Origin of the sequence: Pontibacter ruber (assembly GCF_023630205.1) — a bacterium.
GTDB lineage: Bacteria > Bacteroidota > Bacteroidia > Cytophagales > Hymenobacteraceae > Pontibacter > Pontibacter ruber.
The window spans coordinates 126,194-145,986 of the sequence record NZ_JALPRR010000003.1; the positions used below are offsets into that span (position 1 = coordinate 126,194).

The 19,793-nt window shown below is 44.5% G+C and carries 15 protein-coding genes; 8 read left to right on the plus strand and 7 right to left on the minus strand.

The window, feature by feature from the left end; genetic code table 11:
- Positions 1-5 precede the first annotated feature (5 nt).
- Entirely contained in the window at positions 6-1,025 is a 1,020-nt protein-coding gene (locus MJ611_RS12425; protein WP_250430137.1) for an HNH endonuclease domain-containing protein, read from the plus strand.
- Positions 1,026-1,027: 2 nt separating this feature from the next.
- The gene (locus MJ611_RS12430; protein WP_250430138.1) at positions 1,028-1,393 is read left to right on the plus strand and encodes an HIT family protein; all 366 of its coding nucleotides are present in this window, start codon (positions 1,028-1,030) and stop codon (positions 1,391-1,393) included.
- 125 nt (positions 1,394-1,518) lie between these two features.
- Here the strand turns inward: MJ611_RS12430 and MJ611_RS12435 are convergent, their stop codons facing one another.
- Positions 1,519-1,797 (minus strand): hypothetical protein, encoded by a 279-nt coding sequence (locus tag MJ611_RS12435; protein WP_250430139.1) that lies wholly within the window; start codon positions 1,795-1,797, stop codon positions 1,519-1,521.
- Positions 1,798-1,889: 92 nt separating this feature from the next.
- On the opposite strand from MJ611_RS12435, the gene MJ611_RS12440 reads away from it, so the two are divergent.
- On the plus strand, positions 1,890-2,549 hold the full coding sequence (locus MJ611_RS12440) for an SOS response-associated peptidase (RefSeq protein ID WP_250430140.1): 660 nt from the start codon (positions 1,890-1,892) through the stop codon (positions 2,547-2,549).
- Between the two features lie 59 nt (positions 2,550-2,608).
- On the opposite strand, the gene MJ611_RS12445 is transcribed toward MJ611_RS12440, so the two are convergent.
- On the minus strand, positions 2,609-3,610 hold the full coding sequence (locus tag MJ611_RS12445) for a hypothetical protein (RefSeq protein ID WP_250430141.1): 1,002 nt from the start codon (positions 3,608-3,610) through the stop codon (positions 2,609-2,611).
- A gap of 250 nt (positions 3,611-3,860) precedes the next feature.
- On the opposite strand from MJ611_RS12445, the gene MJ611_RS12450 reads away from it, so the two are divergent.
- The 5 genes from MJ611_RS12450 (at position 3,861) to MJ611_RS12470 (ending at position 10,156) form a co-directional block, all read left to right on the plus strand.
- On the plus strand, positions 3,861-5,396 hold the full coding sequence (locus MJ611_RS12450; protein ID WP_250430142.1) for a coiled-coil domain-containing protein: 1,536 nt from the start codon (positions 3,861-3,863) through the stop codon (positions 5,394-5,396).
- Between the two features lie 55 nt (positions 5,397-5,451).
- Positions 5,452-6,015, plus strand: coding sequence for a hypothetical protein (locus tag MJ611_RS12455; RefSeq protein WP_250430143.1), 564 nt, complete (start codon positions 5,452-5,454; stop codon positions 6,013-6,015).
- Between the two features lie 172 nt (positions 6,016-6,187).
- The gene (locus MJ611_RS12460) at positions 6,188-6,652 is read left to right on the plus strand and encodes a LexA family protein (RefSeq protein WP_250430144.1); all 465 of its coding nucleotides are present in this window, start codon (positions 6,188-6,190) and stop codon (positions 6,650-6,652) included.
- Positions 6,649-7,926, plus strand: a complete 1,278-nt coding sequence (locus MJ611_RS12465) for a Y-family DNA polymerase (RefSeq protein WP_250430145.1) — start codon at positions 6,649-6,651, stop codon at positions 7,924-7,926. The genes MJ611_RS12460 and MJ611_RS12465 overlap by 4 nt, the downstream gene beginning before the upstream one ends.
- A gap of 82 nt (positions 7,927-8,008) precedes the next feature.
- On the plus strand, positions 8,009-10,156 hold the full coding sequence (locus MJ611_RS12470; RefSeq protein WP_250430146.1) for a nuclease-related domain-containing DEAD/DEAH box helicase: 2,148 nt from the start codon (positions 8,009-8,011) through the stop codon (positions 10,154-10,156).
- A gap of 915 nt (positions 10,157-11,071) precedes the next feature.
- On the opposite strand, the gene MJ611_RS12475 is transcribed toward MJ611_RS12470, so the two are convergent.
- The 5 genes from MJ611_RS12475 to MJ611_RS12495 all read right to left on the minus strand — a co-directional run bounded on the left by MJ611_RS12475 (position 11,072) and on the right by MJ611_RS12495 (position 19,490).
- Positions 11,072-12,643: an NFACT RNA binding domain-containing protein gene (locus MJ611_RS12475; RefSeq protein WP_250430147.1), complete on the minus strand. Its 1,572-nt coding sequence runs from the start codon at positions 12,641-12,643 to the stop codon at positions 11,072-11,074.
- 168 nt (positions 12,644-12,811) lie between these two features.
- Positions 12,812-13,573, minus strand: coding sequence for an MBL fold metallo-hydrolase (locus MJ611_RS12480; protein WP_250430148.1), 762 nt, complete (start codon positions 13,571-13,573; stop codon positions 12,812-12,814).
- The gene (locus MJ611_RS12485) at positions 13,570-13,845 is read right to left on the minus strand and encodes a hypothetical protein (RefSeq protein ID WP_250430149.1); all 276 of its coding nucleotides are present in this window, start codon (positions 13,843-13,845) and stop codon (positions 13,570-13,572) included. Before MJ611_RS12485 ends, MJ611_RS12480 begins: the two co-directional genes overlap by 4 nt.
- A 14-nt stretch (positions 13,846-13,859) precedes the next feature.
- Positions 13,860-14,240: a response regulator gene (locus MJ611_RS12490; protein ID WP_250430150.1), complete on the minus strand. Its 381-nt coding sequence runs from the start codon at positions 14,238-14,240 to the stop codon at positions 13,860-13,862.
- A 9-nt stretch (positions 14,241-14,249) separates the two neighbouring features.
- Entirely contained in the window at positions 14,250-19,490 is a 5,241-nt protein-coding gene (locus MJ611_RS12495; protein WP_250430151.1) for a PAS domain S-box protein, read from the minus strand.
- Between the last annotated feature and the right edge of the window lie 303 nt (positions 19,491-19,793).

The following is a 19,793-nucleotide window of genomic DNA, read 5'->3' on the forward strand; positions in this document are numbered from 1 at the left end:
TGTTTATGGTTAGATTTCAAATCGAAGACCCTTCTCTTGAATCTCAATGGAGAGCTATCATCCTTTTTGGTAAAAATACTGCGACTTACAAATTCGCATTTGCGAAAGCATTACTTGAGATGGTTGAGAAGGAAAAGGTATCAGTTTCTCTCAAAGACCTCGCTGAGCCATTCTCGCGACATATAGTAAACCACCTAAAGCAGAACAACAGGCAGGGTAACTTTACATCAAGTACATTTCTAGACCAGTGCAGGAGCTTCATCAACAATGAGATTACCAAGGAAGAGTTGTTGATTCAAACTGAGAGGCTAGGGTTCAATAATGTTGTGGACGCCTTTCAGGTTGTGAACAGAGACACGATCCCAGATCCTTTCTACGAGAAAAACTACACTAAGGGGAACAAAGAAATTGTCATCACAGACAATCTAATGAGACTGAAGGAGTCCTTCCATTTCCAGAACTTTGAGCAGGAAACAGAGGCCCGCTGGAATCTGGTAGAGACTGCATGGAACCTGAATATCAATCCCAATATGTTGGAGGTTCAATATGATTCCAATAAGGAGCAGTTCTTCATCGAGAATAACTTTATGCGCAGGGTTGACATCACCTCAGTTCGAGACGCATTGAATGGGTATCAGAAAGGAAAGTGTTTTTACAGCTTCCAGGACATTTCTGTAAGAAGCCTATCCCCTAATCTATGTGAAGTAGACCATTTCCTGCCTCATGCCAATAAACAGTATCATCTGCCAAGCAATATAAACGGGGTATGGAACTTGGTATTGGCAGACAAGGATATAAATAGGGATAAGTCCTCAAGGATACCTGAGCCAAAGTTCCTGTATCGTCTCTATAACAGGAATGAATTCTTTATCGAAAGCAAGCACCCTTTAGCAGAGACTATTATAAACCAAACTGGTGACACACCTGAGAAGAGGAGGCGTTTTCTAGAATGTCACTTCAAGATTGCAAGGGCCAACTCTATACACCTATGGAAACCTAGCATAGAATTACCTGCTACATTTTAACTATGAGCGTTTTTTTTCAGATACCAGAGGACAGAATCCTCTATAAGGATGACCTATTCTTCATCATCAGGGACAAATACCCTGTTTCAAATGGACATTCTCTTATTATTTCCAACAAGCTAAGGACAGATTACTTTGATCTAAATGAAGAAGAGAAGCTACATCTAATAAAGGTAATTGAGGTTTGTAAACAACTAATTGAAAAAGAATTTACCCCAGATGGCTATAACATTGGGATGAATTGTGGTGAGGTTGCTGGTCAGACTGTAATGCACTTCCACTGCCACCTGATACCACGCTATAAGGGTGATATGGATAACCCTAGAGGTGGTATTAGACACTGTGTAGTAGGAAAGGGATATTATTAATGTGTAAAAGCTCAGACTAGAAGTATAATTTGTACTTTTTAAGATATCCACCTACTATGAAATCAGTAGGTATACCTCTGTGGGTTGGGTTTACAGATCATATTAAGATATTGTATCATACTGTATTAATGACATGCCTTGCATGGCTTCCTCTTGTGGTTTACTTCTGCTTCCTTCTTAGCTACAGCTTCAATGTCTCGTGTACAGTAGGTTAATCCTTCACAAGCCCTGCTCTTATGGTAAGCGTAGGCTGAGCTTCCTTTACAGATATATACACTAGAGTCAGTTTTACTTATAGGCTGAGCATTAGCCTTTTCAGTTTCTTTTAGATGAGTTGCTTTGGAAACCTGAGCATGTACTGCGAAGCTGCTCATAATAAGTAGAGAGAGTAAAAGGTTCTTCATGTAAGATCTTGTTTAACTAGTCTAAAACTTCTTGTAAGTACTATAGTATCTATAACTTAGTGGCACTAACTCTAGACCTCAACTAAAAGTTTATGTGTGGAAGATATTCAGTAATACCCAAAGCAAAAGGAAAATCTAGAGCTAATAAACTCCTGGAAGATCACTTAAAGGAAGCACATTATAATGCAGCTCCTTCCCAAAACCTACCTGTTGTGACCAACAAGCAACCCAATGCAATTCAATTCTTTTCATGGGGATTGCAGCCCTTTTGGGCCAAAGATGTGAAGTCAATTAAGAGATCGATCAACGCAAGGGCTGAAACACTGACAGAGAAGCCTTCCTTTAGGAACCTGCTCAAGACGAAGAGGTGCTTAGTACCTGCTGATGGTTTCTATGAATGGCAGGTCACACCTCAAGGAAAAGTGCCTTACAGGATACTGCTAAAGAACGAGGAGCTGTTCTCTTTTGCTGGTTTATGGGATGAGTGGCTGGATAAGGATACTGGGGAAGTGCTGCATACCTACACCATCATTACGACTGACGCGAATGATCTGGTAAAGCCTATCCATGATCGCATGCCTGTGATCTTGTCGCCAGAAGCAGAGGAACTATGGCTGGACGAATATGGAACTCAGGAAGATCTACTTACCCTGCTAAAACCCTATCTAGCAGAAGAAATGAAAACTTTTCCTGTGTCGCCATTAGTAAACTCTCCTCTTAACAATGTTCCTGAAGTCATTAATTCTCTCTAAAGGTTTAATTTATGATCTAAACCTCTTTTAATAAATCGACATTTGGTACTTGCACTTATTTAAAATGGTAAATCATTATCTACTTCAGATGAGTAGAAACTAAATCCTTTTTTGTAATCAATATCTTGACAGTTCTTACAAAGTCTCATTCCAAGCTGTTTAAGATAGTCTTCTATCACAACATAGAACTTAGTTTCTTTATTAGAACCAAAAACCTTTGTATTAGCGTGAAATACACCATTCTCATCGTAATCATTGTGTATACTTTCGCATTGATGAACATGATTATGAGTAGGGAAATACTTATAGCGAGAAACATGCTTGTGGAATACCTGTCTCCTAAATCTTTCTGCTATTTGCTCAACCGGCCCATGTCCCTCTAACATCAACAATGCCTTGGCGTGGTTTGACAAGTTCATTAGATGATTCTCGAACCTATCGTTTTCGTTCATCTCTTTGTAAAGGTTTAGGAAATAGGCGCTCTGTTTCTCAAAGCACAGTAACAGTTCTTCTATAGTAAACCTTCTACTATTCAGATTCTCCAGCGATAGGTTCTTTCTCAGCTTATGTATCTGGCTAGGTGTGTAGCCTTGAGTATTGAGATAAATCATAGCATAGCGAGCCATTGAGCTGGCGGTGGCATTTGTGACATATCGATTACGAGCATTGTTGTCGCCACCCATACTCGCATCTGCTTCATAATAATTGTCCTTGAGAAACTGAAGTGCCTCACCTGTGTCTTTTATCTCAATAGTATCATACCTATAGTATAGCCCTCTTTCAGTGTGACTATCGAATTGGAAACACTTCCAAGCGATATCTATATCATAGTCATAATTATTCGGGTCGAAATCGAATGGATGATCTTGGGTGATAATTTTTAGATATGCATGGTCAAAGACATCACCAATGCGGCAGTTATAGTTGATACTTCCAATTGTATAACCTGTCACTCTCTCCTTCTTCTTTCGATATCCTGGGATATTGGGCAAATCCTGCTCTACAGTTATTGACACAAGTTCAGGGTCAGGAAGAGCCTTTATTTCAATTACTCTTATCATTTACTTAGTTTAAATGTGCCTTCTACTATCATTTGTCTTAATCTTATTGATAGTGGTATCTGCAGTATATCATAAACCGCAAAAGATATAGAAGTTTACTAATAATAGGCATGCTGTTTGTTGTATATTAGTAACAATATATAGTATAAACATAGTTATAACAAATAGTTAAGATTCAATTATCGCCCTTGATGAGGTGATAAGCTTCAATTCTTTAGTATTCACCATCAGTATTACACATGATAGTTCAATGATTAAGATCAAGGAAGTTGCATTTGAGTATGCCAAGTATAATACTGGAGAAGTCCTGCATATCACCTCTGCTCAAAGTGGGGCTAATGGCTACTATTGTATAGGCTGCAATTCCCAAATGATAGCCTATTTTGGCAAGAGACAACCTCACTTCAAGCACCACCCCAACGATGTTGAGAAGAGCCAGGAGTGCACTTGGTCTGATGAGACCTACAGGCATAAGATTGCTAAGGAAATTCTACAGAGGCTAAAAGAAGTGCGTGTACCTAAAGTGTCTATTGCTGTTCCCAAAGAACATGGTGGAGGAAGTGTTACTATTGCCCCCGCTAGTACAGTGAGGGCAAGCAAAGTATTGATAGAACGCTATATCTACGAGGATGAACATGGGCAGATAAAGATTGGGAAGGAATTTGACGATATGGGTGGTAGAAGGCACCTTCTGGTAAAGCCTGATGTCCTCTTCCTGAACGAACAAAACAAGCCAATCCTCATTATAGAGCTTTGCGCTACCCATAAAACAGATGAAGAGAAACGAATGAAGCTTATGCACCTAGGCATAGACTCCATCGAACTGCTAATACCCAAAGCAGCCAATCCTCAAGAGATAGAGAAAAACATAATATCGTTGAACAACAGCAAATGGCTTTACAGCAATGAGCAAGCAAAAACCAAATTCAATCCAGCCGCCCACCTTGCTAACAAGCCAGGTATTGTCATTGATCGAGAGCCAGGAGACATTCCTAAGGGGGAGACCCTCCAGTGCCGCTTGTTTAGAATTAAAGAGTGCATACGAGGAATTAAGAAGTTTATGGGAAGCGGTGACTATGCAGAGGGAAGAAGAGCAGTTGAAGATGGTTTATCAAGAGCTAAGGGAAACGCAGAAAGAGCTGGAGAAGAGTTGGCAGACCGCGATAGAAGAGCAAGAGCAACTGCTAAGGGAGCAATACTCCAGCTTGTTGACATTGAGCGTGCAAAAGCAAAAGCGCTTGAACCAGAAGAAGAATGTATTAGAAGAGAGGAGGATAAAGAGAGAGGCCTTGATAAAGAACAGGAAAGAGATTATAAAAGCCTGGAAGAGCGATATTACGAAAAGAGAGACAGACTTATCAGAGAGCAAAGCGAAGTACGAGCAGGAGAAAGCTACCCAGATGGAGAAATGGGTAGCAGAAGAACAGAGCTTATTGCAAGAGTTACAGAGCTTAGAGAGTATCAGTCAAGACTTGAACGAATTAAAAGAGAAAGAATCAAGCTTGGAACTGAAGAAGCAGGAATTAGCAGGTATAAGGGACAGCTTAGAGACGAAGAGAGAAGAATTGAACTGGAGGAGAAGCAAGCTAATGACGCTAGCGAAAGAGCAGCAAAGCAACGAGAGGCTTTTAGCAAGGAATGTGAGCAACAAACCGCCAACATCACAAGAGTGGAACAAGATATCCGCGAGATGGAGGAAAAGCAAAGAAGAGCTCGAGAATGCAGAGAGAAGCTTGCAAGGATTAAGGACAGAGCTATTGACGCTAGGTTTAATAGACGAGGGTGACACATTAGTGGAGTAATTCTGTTTCTTCCATAGCCATATTCAAGACATAAACATCATGATTAATTTCAGTGAACTTCGCCTGAAGATGAAAGGTGAATATATCCCTTATCAAGTACTCTTGACTACTGCAGAATGGAATGAAAAAAGAAAAGCGATATTAGAGCGAGACCATTTCGAATGTACTCAATGCGGTAAAGGAGAAACGTTGAGCGACTATGACGCAGCACAAAGAGAAGTGTGGCATTTCTGGGTTGATTTCGATGTGCTGGTTAAGCAGGAAGATGGGACCCATAAAAGACATTCTATGGACTTTGCAATCGCTGACAAGCCATACCACATGCAAGTGCACCACATGCGCTACATCAGGAATAGGCTTCCTTGGCAGTATGCAAATGAAGATCTAATCACACTTTGCAACTGGTGTCATTCCCAATTCCATGAGGAATATGAGGTGTGTGTATATGCAGAAGATGAAGAAACTTTATTGGAAGGCTTTAAACGTTGCAAAAGGTGTAACGGGGTAGGAAGCCTCCCTGAGTACAACCATGTTCAAGGTGGTGTCTGCTTTAGCTGTGGAGGAGAAAGGTATGAACAACCTTTAGTAAGAGTTGTCTTATAGATTTAAGTTAATACAGTTGAGCCATTAATATTGATTAATATCAAAGTAGTAAACTTGGAATCAGATTAGTGTGAATAAGCTGTTGATAAAAATAACTAATTATTTTAGCGTATAACATATAATAGTTCGTATTTGCTAACAATATTAGTTTTACAATATAATAACAGCTGTTATGTGTACTGCCAAGGTTATTCCCATATCCTCTCATGTTCTGGAAAACTTTGATTTCGAAGTCTTAGATAATATAGAGCTGCCCTTATATGCTTCCTACGTTTCAGCTGGTTTTCCCTCTCCTGCCGATGATTACCTGGAAGACAGGATTGATCTATCAAAGTACTTAATACAGAACCCTACTTCTACCTACATGATGAGGGTGAAGGGTACTTCCATGCAAGACGCCAACATACACGATGGCGATCTGCTAGTGATTGACAAGGCGTTGAAGCCAGCTGATGGGCTTCCTGTCGTCTGTTTTCTGGATGGGGAGTTTACTGTCAAGACCTTTCGAAGGATTGAGGGCAAAGCTTACCTCTATCCAGCCAACCCTGCTTATAAACCTATCGAGATAACAGAGGAAATGGATATGCGCGTATGGGGCGTAGTGGTGTGGATACTACACAGGCCTGTAAAGCTATGACCAGCCTGTTTGCCCTCTGCGACTGCAACAACTTCTACGCTTCCTGCGAGCGGGTCTTCGATCCCTCGCTGAATGAGAAGCCTGTCGTGGTACTCTCTAATAACGATGGGTGCGTGATCGCCAGGAGCAACGAAGCGAAGGCATTAGGCATTCAGATGGGTGACCCTTTCTTCCAGATCAGGAACTTGGTGGAGCACAAGCAAGTGCACGCCTTTTCCTCCAACTACGTGCTGTATGGGGATATGTCTGACAGGGTCATGCAGACGCTCTCGCAATTTACGCCTCATGTGGAGATTTATTCCATCGACGAATGCTTTCTGGACCTGGGTGACTTCTACGACATCGACCTCTTTAGCTATGCCTGGGAGATCAAGCGAACAGTAACGCGATGGACTGGTATACCAGTTAGCTTAGGCGTAGCACCTACCAAGGCACTTGCTAAGGTAGCCAACAAGCTGGCTAAGAAGTCTGCTAAAGCCAATGGTGTGTTAGTTTTAACAGAGCCTTACCATATTCAAAAAGCGCTGGAAGCTACCAAAGTGGAGGATGTATGGGGCATTGGAGGCCAGTACGCTAAGTTCCTGAAAAAGCATAACATCCATACAGCCCTCGACTTTACCAACGCTTCAGAGAACTGGGTGAGAAAACATATGACTGTGGTAGGAGTCAGATTATTAAAAGAGCTAAAGGGCGAATCATGCCTGGAGCTGGAAGAGGTGGCACCTGCTAAGAAGGGTATCTGCACTTCCAGAAGCTTTGGCACCAAGCTTACATCTTTAAAGGATGTAAAGGAAGCAACAGCCTCTTATGCAGCCAAGTGCGCCAAGAAGCTCAGGAGCCAGAAGAGCTGCGCCAGACTGGTCACAGTGTTTGTGCAGACCAATCCTTTCTCTGAGCACGACAGGCAGTACTACAACAGTAGGACTATCGCTATGCCTGTAGCTACCAATTCAGACATAGAGCTGATCCATTATGCTACACTTGCGTTAAAAGCCATCTTTAAACCAAACTACTACTATAAGAAGAGTGGCGTGATTGTAACTGAAATCATCCCTGAGAACCAGATTCAGTTTGACCTGCTCGACACAGTGGATAGGGACAAGCACAGCAGCCTGATGAAGGTGATGGATAAACTCACAGACAGGTTTGGGAGAAGCATGGTACAGGTAGCTGCGCAGGGGCTTAACAAGAACTGGCTACTGAAGTCTGACTATAAGTCGCCTTATTATACAACTAGAGTAGAAGAGATACCTACAGTTTACATACGCATTTAAATTAGCAGAATCATATATACCAAACACTTAATAGTATTGTATAAATTATGCTATATTTGATAGGAGTTTAACTATCATTTATATGGCTATCTTTTACCCATCCTTAGAGAAGATAAACGAATTAAAAGTAAAACCTGAACCAGGAGAGTGGTACTTACTGAATTTTCTCAAAATTATTTTGAGCAATGCGTATGAGGTATTCTTCAATCCTTTTCTTAATGGAGACAGACCAGATATAGTAATCTTGAAGAAAGGGGCTGGAATTTTGATTATAGAGGTAAAAGATTGGGAGTTCAGACATTACTCCATTAATGAGAGGAAAAAGTGGGAAGTAAAGGGGAAAAACTCTGCGTTTATAAAATCTCCTATAGATCAGGTGCTTCAATACAAACAGAATATCTATAACCTGCATATAGAAGATCTCCTATACAAAAAGATCATGGATTATAAGTATTGGAATGTGGTTAATTGTGCTGTTTATTTTCATAAGGAGAGCAGAGAAAGCATCACTGATTTCATAGTTTCTCCTTTTGAACATGATGAGAAATACATGAAGTTTTTAAACAAGAACATATCCTTTTTAGGCTATGATGATCTCGAATCAAAGATCTTTAAAGACCTTCTATGGAAGAAATACATGACTCTAAATAACTCTAAATATTTTAAGGAAGATCTCTACCAAAGCTTTAAAAGATATTTACAGCCACCAGTACATACTATTGAGGATGGCAAAGTTATCAAGTACAATCAAGAACAACAGAAGCTTATTAATAGTGAGCCTGTAGAAGAATTGATAAAAGGCGTTGTTGGTTCTGGAAAAACGACAGTACTAGCTGTGAGAGCAGTAAATGCACACATAAGAACAGGGGGAAGAGTTCTTATCCTTACGTATAATATAACACTTAAAAACTATGTTCATGATAAAATCAGCCAAGTAAGATCTGAGTTTAGCTGGGAGAATTTTTACATCACGAATTACCACTCGTTCTTAACCGCAGAGTTCAATAATGTAGGAATTTCTGTAGTAGTACCAGAAGGCTTCGAAAAGTGGAACGATGATGATAAGAGTGAATACTTTGAAGTAAACTATTATTCAAATGTAAGCATCTTTGAACCATATCAAGACCATCTAGAGAAATATGACGCCATGTTTATTGACGAAATTCAGGACTATAAATTCGAATGGATGGAAATCTTGAAGAAATACTTTCTAAAGCAGGGTGGAGAATATGTTTTGTTAGGAGATGAAAAGCAGAATATATACGACAATAAGCTTGAAGAAGAGGAGCGCGAAATAATTACCAATATCAGAGACAAGAGAAGGAAAAGAAAATTAAATATATCTAATAGGTTTGGTGATAAGATTGGTCGTATAGCACTTGACTTTCAAAAGCAGGTGATGGCTAAGAAATATAACATAGATAGTTTAACTACAACTGGAGGATTGGACCTCGGCTTTGTTAAGTACTTCTATATTGAAAAGGGTGAAGATATAAGCCCTTTATATAATCATGTCCAATCGATCATCTCAGATTTAAAAGAGCATCCCAGCAATGTCGCACTACTTGGTTATACTATAAAACTGCTAAGGGAATATGACTGTTATTATCGATATAGGACAGGGGAAAAGTCGAAAACAATGTTTGAGTCGCAGGAGGTTTACTATAAATTCATATTTGATAATTATATAGAGCAGCCTGCGATACAAAAAGGAATAAACCTGCTAAATAACTCAAAGCTGAAGGAGAATTACAAAAAGGTAACTCAACTTGCTATACTGTTTACTGTTAGATCCTTATATGAGAAATATAGGTTGCACAGCTTCATGGTGAGGCTTCAAGAAATGCAAAAAAAGTATCTGGTAAATATAAACGAATTCGAAAGCTGGTTTGAAGATGAAAATCTTCAAAAGCTTCTAAAGGCGCCTCTCGACTACAAAATAAGGGAGAAGATTAAGAATGTGAGGGATAACAGAAAGCTCCATTTTTGGTTCAACAGTGGGACAATGAAACTTTCCACTATTCATAGTTTTAAGGGATGGGAAGCGCCTACTCTATTTTTAATTATTGAAAAAGAGTATCTTGAAGGTGATTTTAAAATGTCTTTTGAAGAATTAATTTATACTGGTTTAACCAGAAGCAAGGAACGATTAATAGTTATCAACTATGGGAATATGGAGCAACATGAGAAACTAAAAAATATATTCCCTCACAATCTTGCACTCGCTTGACTTAAATCAATTATGGTATCTAAACTTAGAATATCCTCACAGTACGAAAGCTCTATAACATCTATGTAGGGTTTATCAACCCATGCTATAGGTAATAACATCTGATTAAACTTAGTCGTACATTTACAGTCATACATTATATTTTAACTTCGACCATTTGACTAAGAGTATTTAGTGTAAAATGACCTAATCAGTGACCAAAGCGATGAATAAGGGTTATAGTCCTGTTAAATAGAGCATTAGTGTGGGAGTTCGAATCTCCCCGCGCGCACATTAGGTATAAAAAAGGCCTGCTCTAGAGCAGGCCTTTTTGTTTTGTTCCCAGCCTGTCCATCTTTCTTAGAACCATAAGTATCTGCCAAAGGGTATACCCTTAACACAACACTTACCAGTTTTAAATTTAAGTTCTTGCCTGTCCTTTAGTAGGCGCGTTTTTTTGCTATACTTCAAAGTATAGGATACAAGGCAGAAGTATAAACCCACCCCTGCGCCCCTCTCGAGGAGGGAATATCTGCCTTTGCCTCTTTGCAAGTATAAGTTTCATAGTTGCTATGGTCCAACCACCCCTGCCCCCTTCGAAGGGAACTTGGTTGAAGTTGCATAGTCGCTTACGAAGCAGTATCGTTTCCAGTCCTTGGGTTGAGCGCCTTCTGGGTTTCCGGTGCCCGCCAGGGCATTGCGACCGAAGGGTAGCAAAGGAAAGCTAGACAGCGCGATGCCCGAGGACGAGGCCCCGCGGCCTTGAGCGCACCAATGTATAAAATGAAACTATAGGCAAGTAAGACTGAGGAAAACAGACAGCTACGAAGCAAAGGCTTGTTGGATTGAAGTATAAACTGAAGCTATAGTATAGACTTCAGAAAAGAAGTATCAGATTTCTCGTTGCACTCGAAATGACAGGAAAATAAAGCCGACTTATACTTTCCTTTCGAACGGATTTTCTGGCTTTACCAGCAGCACTTTCTCGCGTTCCACAACAACAGCGCCTGGGGCGGAACCTTTGGGTTTGCGGACATACTTTTTAGGTGTGTATAATACCGGGCAGAGCGAGTCGCTTTTACGTTTGGAGTAATAGGCTGCGAGTTGGGCTGCTTTCTCCAGCACTGTAGTTGGGATAGTTTTACCTGCCTGGTACTTGATCACAACATGCGAACCTGACACATCCTTGGCATGCAGCCAGAGGTCATCTTTGTACGTATGGCGCTGGGTAAGTTCGTCGTTGCTTTTCGAGCTTTTACCAACCAAGATCTTAAAGCCTTCTGTCTCAAACAGCCGGAATGGGATCTCCAGCTGAGCCTTCTGCTTGGAGGTGAGCAGGTGCGCATATTCCCGCAAGTATACTTTAAGAGCTTTGTAATCTTTTACTTCCGTTAAGGACTGCAAGGCATCTTCCAGCACAATTACCTCTTCCAGTTTGCGTTCCAGTTTTTCTTCCAGCTGGCGAACCTCCACGTGCTGGTTCTTCGCCTTCCGGTACAGGCGCTCCGCAAATCGTTGTGGCGACTCGCTCTCTTTTAGTTTAATTGTGCGGAGCTGGGCTGTGTAGAAGTCATAGAGCTGGGCTTCGGCTGCACGCGGCGGAATATTCGTGAGGTTCGCCATGATGACATCGGCAGTCTGGGAGTAGGAGCGGTCGTGGCGAAGTTCGTGCAACTTGCTTTCTGTCTGATCCAGTACGTGCTGCGTGCCGTGTAGCTTCTTGGTCAGCTGCTGCCTGGTCTGTTCGTACTGCTGGCCATAACCCGTCTCGTGCAGGTAGTTGCGGGTATATGCATTCAGGGCTTCCAGTGGGTTATGGTATGTCTGTTGTACCTCGCCAACCGGCAGTAATGTTAAGCGCATCTTCCCATCCAGTTTTACCAGATAGTATGCTTCCGGCGCCTCCAGTTGCTCCAATACCTGCTGCACCAGCTCCCACTTAGCCTCCAGAGGCTGGGCATGGTAGTCTTGCTGCTCCAGGTACAAAGCAGGAATATCGCCAAAAGTAGGGTATACTTTTTTCAGGTTGCCCTGCGCAGCGGCAAAAGCCTCATAGTTTTGCCTGATGGGCCGGTCCATGTGCAGCGGATCGAGCTCCAAGTCAGCCTGAAACTTTTTATGGAACAGGTCTATTGCTTCGTTCTCCTCATAAAGCACGATGTTGGAGCGGTTGCCGAACAACTTGAACAAGAGGCGTATGTTTCCCGATAGCTCCAGATAGAAACTGCGCTCATTCAGGTGTTGCACCATGTCCAGTACTTGTTGCCCAATAACAGGCGCTAAAAGGTTGATCGTATTTGCACGGGCTCTTTTAAAGTCTGAAGGAAAGGAGAGGGCTGAGAAATGCGATGTAAGCATGGCCCGGATGTAAAACACATCTGCATCGCTGGCAAAGCCAAGTATCAGCTCGTCTTTGTTCTGGCTAAAGCAGGTAACGACCTGCCTGCCCACCAGGTGCGGGCGGAGTGCCTGCGTTAGCTGCCTTAAAAAGTAATAGTTCTGGTGCACCTTTTTAGAATTACGAATTACGAATTACGAATTACGAATTACGAATTACGAATTACATTTCCTTAAGCAACAAAATCAGGAGCAGGTATAACGTCTGTTGTCTTATGTCCTACGTCTTGTGTCTAATCTTACTCGTAACTCAGAACTCGAGACTCAGAACTCAAAATATTATACTTCAAACTGAAGACCGTCGTAGGCCAGGCGAATAAATTCGGGCAGGGTAGGCTCTACCTCGCGGTGCGGGCCAAGCAAATGGCTGATGTGTGTAAGATAACCACGTTCCGGTGCAAGATCTGTGAGCAGGTCTACGGCCTCCTGCAGGGAGAAATGAGAAATATGCGGCTCTTGCCGGAGGGCATTCAGCACCACAACTTTAGAGCCCCGGATCTTATCCATTTCCTCTTCCGGTATATGGTTAGCATCGGTGATGTAGGTAAAATCTCCTACGCGGTAGCCTAACACCGGCAGTTTGTAATGCTTCACGCGGATAGGACGGAACAGCACACCGTCTATTTCAAACGGGGTTTCTGTTATCGGGTGTAGCTGCACTCTCGGGATGCCCGGATATTGTATGCCGGAGAAGATGTAGGCAAACTCACGCTTGAGTTGCTCCAGCACACGCTCCTCCCCATACAGGGGCATGTCCTTGTTCTGGGAGAAATTGTAGGCACGGATATCGTCGAGACCGGCGGTATGGTCTTTGTGCTCGTGCGTGAAGATCAGCGCATCCAATGTCCGGATACGCTCGCGCAGCACCTGTTGCCGGAAATCGGGACCGGAGTCGATGATAAAGCTCTTGCCCTCCACCTGCAGGTGCACCGATACCCGTAGCCGCTTGTCGCGGTAGTCAACAGAACGGCACACCTCGCAGGTGCACCCGATAACGGGCACACCCTGCGAGGTACCAGTACCTAAAAATGTGACTTTCAATTGGTTTTTGCCTGATTACAGATTTCCAGATAGAGTTGCCGGTTCTTTTCGCTCAGGCGGCTCTCATCCACTGAAATAGTGCGCAGGATATCGTACAGGCAGTTGATCTTCCCCTCCAGGCTGAAATATTTATTCACCACGGCTACCTTCATGTCTTTCAGCACACAGTAGCCGGCTTTGAAGTTGCCTTTCTCATAGCGCAGCACAAAGTCCGACTCTGCAAAAATATCCTCCAGTTTGCCCAGGAACGGCCGCGTGTACTTTAATTCCATGTATGCTACTTATGCTATTTTACTGTATATTTTTTTACAGTTTGCACCAGCATGTCGAAGTCAAGAGGTTTAGGAAGGTACTCGTTGATGCCGGCTTCTTTAAAGTCCTCCATCGTATAGTTGTTGGCATTGCCGGTTACAGCAATGATCGGAATATTTGCGATCTGCTGGTCTTTGTGTGCACGGATCTCGCGCGTACATTCCATCCCGCTCTTTACAGGGATGTTCAGGTCCATCAGTATCGCATCTATCTTGTTCTGCTCCACCTGCTTCATCACTTCGCCACCGTTCTTAGCGGTCAGGATCCTGTATTGTTGCAGTTCCAGGATTTTCTTCGTCAGGTTAAGGATTACAGAGCTATCTTCTGCAATCAGTATGGTTTTGCTTTCTGCCATAAGAAATTATCAAATAATTAGTTCTTTGTAAGCTTTACGGTAAAGTTCGTACTGCTCCAGCAGCTTAGAGAAATTTTCGTCTACAGATTCGAGACGGTCTTGTTTTATATCGTGCTCGAGTTGCTTTGCAAGTTCTGCCAGAGGGTTTATACCCAAAGTAAATCCAGTTCCTTTTAGCTGATGCAATGTACTCAAAATACTTGTGTATTGTTGTGCCTTCAAATCTTTTTTGGCCTCCTCGAGCAACTGGCCGGCTTCCTCCTCAAATTCGGTGTACAACTGCTGGGTAAAAGCGTCGCCGCCGATCATTTTCAGCTGTTCCATAACCTGTTCATCGATAATGGATTGTGCCGCAGGCTCAGGCGCGTTTATTTCTTCTGCTGCAGGGGCTTCTTCAGGCTGTGCGTACCAGCTCTTTTCCTCCCACTTGCTGATTACGGCAAACAGGTCCGAGCTCTTCACAGGTTTGGATACATAGTCGTCCATGCCCTGGCTCATAAATTTGTCCGCATCATCTTTCATCGAGTAGGCAGTCATGGCCACAATAGGAGGGCAGGCGTCGCCAAGCTTTTCCTTGATGTGGCCTGTTGCCGTAATACCATCCATTTCCGGCATCTGGATGTCCATGAAGATGATGTTATACTTGTTGGTGGTTGCCAATGCAATTGCCTCAAAACCGTTAGAGGCAATATCCATGCGGCAGCCAAGTCGCTCCAGCAGCTTTTGTGCTACCTTCTGGTTTATCTGGTTATCATCCACCAATAATACGTATGGGCTGTTCTCCAGAACTTCCACCTCCGCATTCTGCAGAGACTGGCGCTGCAGTTGCTCTTCTACCTCCTGGCCATTGGCTTTTCTTACCCTGATGTTAAACCAGAACGTGCTGCCTTCGCCTGGAGTGGAATCCACGCCAATGTCGCCACCGAGCAGGTGTGCCAGTTGTTTGGATATGGCTAAACCCAGTCCGGTGCCGCCAAAGGTTTTGGTAGAGGAGTTGTCGAGCTGTGTAAAGTCTGTAAAGAGCAGCTGCTGGTCTTCCGGAGTAATGCCAATGCCCGAGTCTTTTACCCGCACATGCAGCATGTAATCCCCTTTCTTGTTCAAACAAGTGCTGTCGACAAGTATACTTACGTCGCCGGCGTTGGTGAACTTGATGGCGTTGGAAGTCAGGTTAGACAGGATCTGCAGGAACCTGGTCTCGTCGGTCTGGATGTAACGCGGCGTGTCCGGCGTAACGCTGTAGGTAAAGGTCAGGTCTTTTTGCTGCGCGCGGTTGGCAAACAGCGAGTGGATCTTGCCCAGCGTGTCGTGCAGGTCGATGCCGTTGTTGCTGATGACCAGCTTGCCGGCCTGTATCTTGCTCAGGTCCAGGATGTCGTTAAGTATAGCCAGCAACGCATCGGATGATTTGCGCAGGGTATCGATGTACTCGCGCTGCTCCTCGTCGTTGCTGATCTGGCTGAGCAGGTCGATCATGCCAATAATGCCGTTCATTGGCGTGCGCAATTCGTGGCTCATGTTGGCCAGGAACTGGGTCTTTACTTTCAGCAGGTTTTCCGCTTCTTCCTTGGCTTTGAGCAGGGCCACCTGTGTGCGCTTCAGCTCCGATACATCCCGTAATACCCCTTCCAGGTAAACCGGTTTGCCTTTTTCATCAGTCACAAGGCGGGAGTCTAGTACCACAGTTTTGTGTGTACCATCCTTGCAGATCATTTCAACTTCATAGTCGCGAATGCTCTTTTCAGCCATCACGCGTTCTTTCAACAGCTTCCGGTTTTCCGGGTTTACATAGAAATCGTTGCTCTGACTGCCCACAACTTCTTCTTCACGATAGCCCAGCAGGTTGTAAACAGATGGGCTGATCAGCTCCAGTCTTCCGTCAAGGGTAGTGCGGTAATACACGTCCTGGAAAGACTCGAAAATGTGGCGGAACTTCTCTTCACTCTGTGATAATGCCAGCTGCGATTTCTTCTTATCGGTAATATCGAGTGCGATACCGGAAATCTCATCAAAGCTGCCGTCCTCGAGGAAGATCGGGTTAAGGTATACTTCGTGCCAGCCTTCATGATAGTTGAGCTGCACTTCAAAATGCTGGGGTTGACCTGCAAATGCCCTGTTGTACTTTTCTCTCCAGAAGTCGGCGGATCCTTCGTGCGTCGGCAGCATGTTGTCTTCGAAAAGATGGGTAAATGGCTGCAGGGTAGAGCCTGTACGCTCGGTAAAGGCGTTTGCAAAGTTGCGGTTAAAGGAGGTCAGCTCGTTGTTGCGGTTCAGCGACCACATCTGGTGCGAACCACTTTCAAAAATCGCATTCAGGCGTGCGTTCTGCGTGTTGATCTGCTCTTCGTTTCGCTTACGCTCAATGGCAAGCGCCACCTGGTTCGAGATAAAGTGCAGGATCTCGATATCGGTGTGCACGTAGGCATCGGGATTCTGGTAGTCCTGCAGGGTGATCACCCCGATGATGCGGTCGCCGATGGCAAGCGGGGAGCAAAGTATAACTTCCGGCATGGCACCCTGTATGGAGAAGTTCTGCTTTCGGGAAAGCTCCAGAAGGTCCGCTTTCTGCATGTAAAGCGGTTTGCCTGTTTCAATAATGTATTCGGAAAGACCAACAGAGAATGGCCGTTTCAGATGCGTTTTAGAAGAACGGTCGCTGAACTGATCCACCAGGTACACAAAGTTCAGGTGGGTACGGTCTTTATCGCAGAGCGCAATGTAGATATTGCGTGTTTCGATAATCTTGCTCAGCTCGCGGTGTATGGCACTGTAGAGCGAGTTAAGGTCTTTACTGCTGATGGCCAGGTTGGCAATGCTGTAGTATACTTTCTGCAGGCGCTCGGCTTTGATGCGGTCGGTAATGTCGTGCAGAATGGCTCTGGTAGCCACAGGGCGACCGTCCTGCCAGCTGCAGGTTATACTTCCGATCAGGTGCACCGGCTTGCCTGCCTTGGTCAGGAACACCGTCTCGATCTTATTTACATTCTCACCTTTGTACAGGTTGCGAAGCTGGTAAATGAGCTTGGCCTTGTAGTAAGGGTGTACAATATCGTTGAGCGTCAGCGACTCAATGTCGTGGTCGGTGTAGCCGAGGCGGTCTTTCCAGGCTTTGTTTACAAATATAAATTTGTTGTCGACAGAGATGTTCTGGATAAGGTCGTGCGCGTTGTCGAAGAGGTCCTGCAGGCGGATCTTGTTGTCTTTCAGCGCTTCCATGGCGATGCGCTTGTCCGTCATGTCCTTGCCTACGCTGGTTACGCCAATGATCTCCCCGTCTGTGTTGTACTCGAACATGCAGTTCCAGCGCATGGTCTTGAGCTGGCCGGATTTAGTAACCACGTCGCGTTCGTAATACGGACTGTGCTGCTTGTTCTCAAGCGACTTCAGGAAATCGAGCCGGCGCATCTCACGGTCTTTCTCCGGTACCAGCATTTCATAGAAGTCCTTGCCAACCACTTCCTCTTCGGTATACTCCACATAGTTCAGGAAGTAATCGTTGGCATAGGTGATCCTTCCCTTTGTGTCGATGCTGTAGTAGATCAGGTTCACCTTCTCCAGGAAGTTGCGGAACTGCTCCATCGACTGTTCCAACACCAGCTGGCGCTGCTGCGCGGACTGTGCCAGCTTGCGCTGCGTAATATCGCGCTTGAAGGCGTGCACGTGGTATTTGCCATCGATCAGTACCCGGTTGAGGTTGATCTCAGCGAAAAACAAGGTGCCGTCTTTGCGGCGATTCTGCCACTCAAAAGAAATAGGAACCCCTGTTTCCAGGATCTGCTTCATCAGAAGGCCAACTTTTTCGGTAGAGCGCATGCCATCGGGCTGGAATTCAGGAGAGAATTCTATTGGAGTATTGCCTACCAGGTCTTCGCGCTTGCAACGGAAAAACTGCAACGCTCTTTCGTTACAGTCCACAACCTTGCCATCCCTGAACAGCAGGATTGCCTCGTAAGACGCCTCGAACAGGGCTTTGTACTTGTCTTCGGAGTAAGAGAGCTGCTGCGATAATTCCTGCCTGGAAATATAATTGCCCAAGGCAGTACCTATAAAATCGAGCAGCGACAGGAAAGACTGCGTGATACGGGTATCGTTGTTTGACCATACCACCAGCAGCGCCAGTAATTCCTGGTCTGTGCTAACCGGCACAACTGTAAGCGAGCGCTGAAATTTCTGCTGGAGGATTGTGTTTAACTCGGTAACGGCTTTGCGTTTTTCGTCTGTAAGCAGCTGTTCTGTCACCCGCACAGGCAGCAGCAGGTCCGCCGGCAAAGTGGTATCAGCCACGCTGCCTGCCGTGTACAACAACTCGGCGGTGCCGGTTGCAGGCGTATACGTGTACACGCAACCGCCAATCACATCGCTTTTTTCCAGCAGCTCGTCCAGCGTATACTTCAGTACTTCGTTCTTGCCGCCTGATGCCGAAAGGTTGGTGATCAGGTTGTTGACAAATTCCAGTTGGTGATTACGGAAGCGCACGTTTCGCTCAGCACCGACTGCCTCAAAAAGGTTTTTGGCAGATCCGAAAATTACATCCTCGCCGTTGAACGTACCTTTCTGGAGCGAGATCTCTACCGGCAACAGCTCCTGGTTCTGCTCATGAAGCCACCACTCAAATTTCTGAGGATCGCCGTTCATCGCTTTCTGCAACTGGTTGCGTAAGGCGATGCGTTCAAACAGGCTCAGTCCAAAACTGCGGGATATCGACATGCCCACGATCAACTCTTTTTGCTGGCCAATAAGCTTGAGCGAGCTGCGGTTCAGGTCGATGAAGTTGCCAAACCTGTCAAGTATAAACAGGGGCTCGGTACTGTTTTCAAATACATCATGGTAACTGTCCAGGGCCACGGCCTCCTGCAACATCAGTTGGTCTGCAGCAGATAAATCCATGCAAATGAACGACTGATCCTGAAAATGCATGAGTTGGCAGGTGTACCGGCAAGAGACCTTTAGCGAGTTCTTGAGCGCCGGCAGCTCGCCGTATACTTTCTTCCGGTCCTGAAGCTTGTTCAGAAACGCATCATAGTCCTCGATGGCCTGCAGCTCCAGGAGTTCCCGGATGTTCAGTTTGCTAACCGTAGTGTCAGAAGGGAGGTAATTTATGGATTGGGCATTGGCAGCCAGCACCTGGCCGGAGGGCAGGGCAATCAGCAAGCCGTTAGCCGGCATAAAAACCTGTGCCAGTACCTGAAGTAAACTGTTTGCTTGCGTGGTTAGCTGCTCTGCAGGCTGACGGGTTGGTATGTAAGGCATTCTTGTTTCTTCAAAGTTGCAGGAAACCGTTGGCTCCGGTACTCCTTTAGATAAAAGTATAAATTTATCCGATAAATTAGCAAAATTTTAGCTGCTGTTCGGCTGCTTACTACCCGTGTAACACAAATTGTCTTTTTTTTGTGCAGTTACAACACGGGAAATTTAAGATTTACCTGTATTTTACAAAAAGGGAATTGCCGGACCTTAGCTGCCAATTGCCTGTTTAAGCCATAACAGGTGCTTTTCTGCAGGATTTCAGGCTAAATTACAGTCAGGCAGAAGAGAATAGAAGCAAAGAGCAGC

Coding starts and splice junctions, on each gene's coding strand:
- MJ611_RS12425 (WP_250430137.1), top strand. CDS start 6: ATGGTTAGATTTCAAATCGAAGACCCTTCTCTTGAATCTCAATGGAGA.
- MJ611_RS12430 (WP_250430138.1), top strand. CDS start 1,028: ATGAGCGTTTTTTTTCAGATACCAGAGGACAGAATCCTCTATAAGGAT.
- MJ611_RS12435 (WP_250430139.1), bottom strand. CDS start 1,797: ATGAAGAACCTTTTACTCTCTCTACTTATTATGAGCAGCTTCGCAGTA.
- MJ611_RS12440 (WP_250430140.1), top strand. CDS start 1,890: ATGTGTGGAAGATATTCAGTAATACCCAAAGCAAAAGGAAAATCTAGA.
- MJ611_RS12445 (WP_250430141.1), bottom strand. CDS start 3,610: ATGATAAGAGTAATTGAAATAAAGGCTCTTCCTGACCCTGAACTTGTG.
- MJ611_RS12450 (WP_250430142.1), top strand. CDS start 3,861: ATGATTAAGATCAAGGAAGTTGCATTTGAGTATGCCAAGTATAATACT.
- MJ611_RS12455 (WP_250430143.1), top strand. CDS start 5,452: ATGATTAATTTCAGTGAACTTCGCCTGAAGATGAAAGGTGAATATATC.
- MJ611_RS12460 (WP_250430144.1), top strand. CDS start 6,188: ATGTGTACTGCCAAGGTTATTCCCATATCCTCTCATGTTCTGGAAAAC.
- MJ611_RS12465 (WP_250430145.1), top strand. CDS start 6,649: ATGACCAGCCTGTTTGCCCTCTGCGACTGCAACAACTTCTACGCTTCC.
- MJ611_RS12470 (WP_250430146.1), top strand. CDS start 8,009: ATGGCTATCTTTTACCCATCCTTAGAGAAGATAAACGAATTAAAAGTA.
- MJ611_RS12485 (WP_250430149.1), bottom strand. CDS start 13,845: ATGGAATTAAAGTACACGCGGCCGTTCCTGGGCAAACTGGAGGATATT.
- MJ611_RS12490 (WP_250430150.1), bottom strand. CDS start 14,240: ATGGCAGAAAGCAAAACCATACTGATTGCAGAAGATAGCTCTGTAATC.
- MJ611_RS12495 (WP_250430151.1), bottom strand. CDS start 19,490: ATGCCTTACATACCAACCCGTCAGCCTGCAGAGCAGCTAACCACGCAA.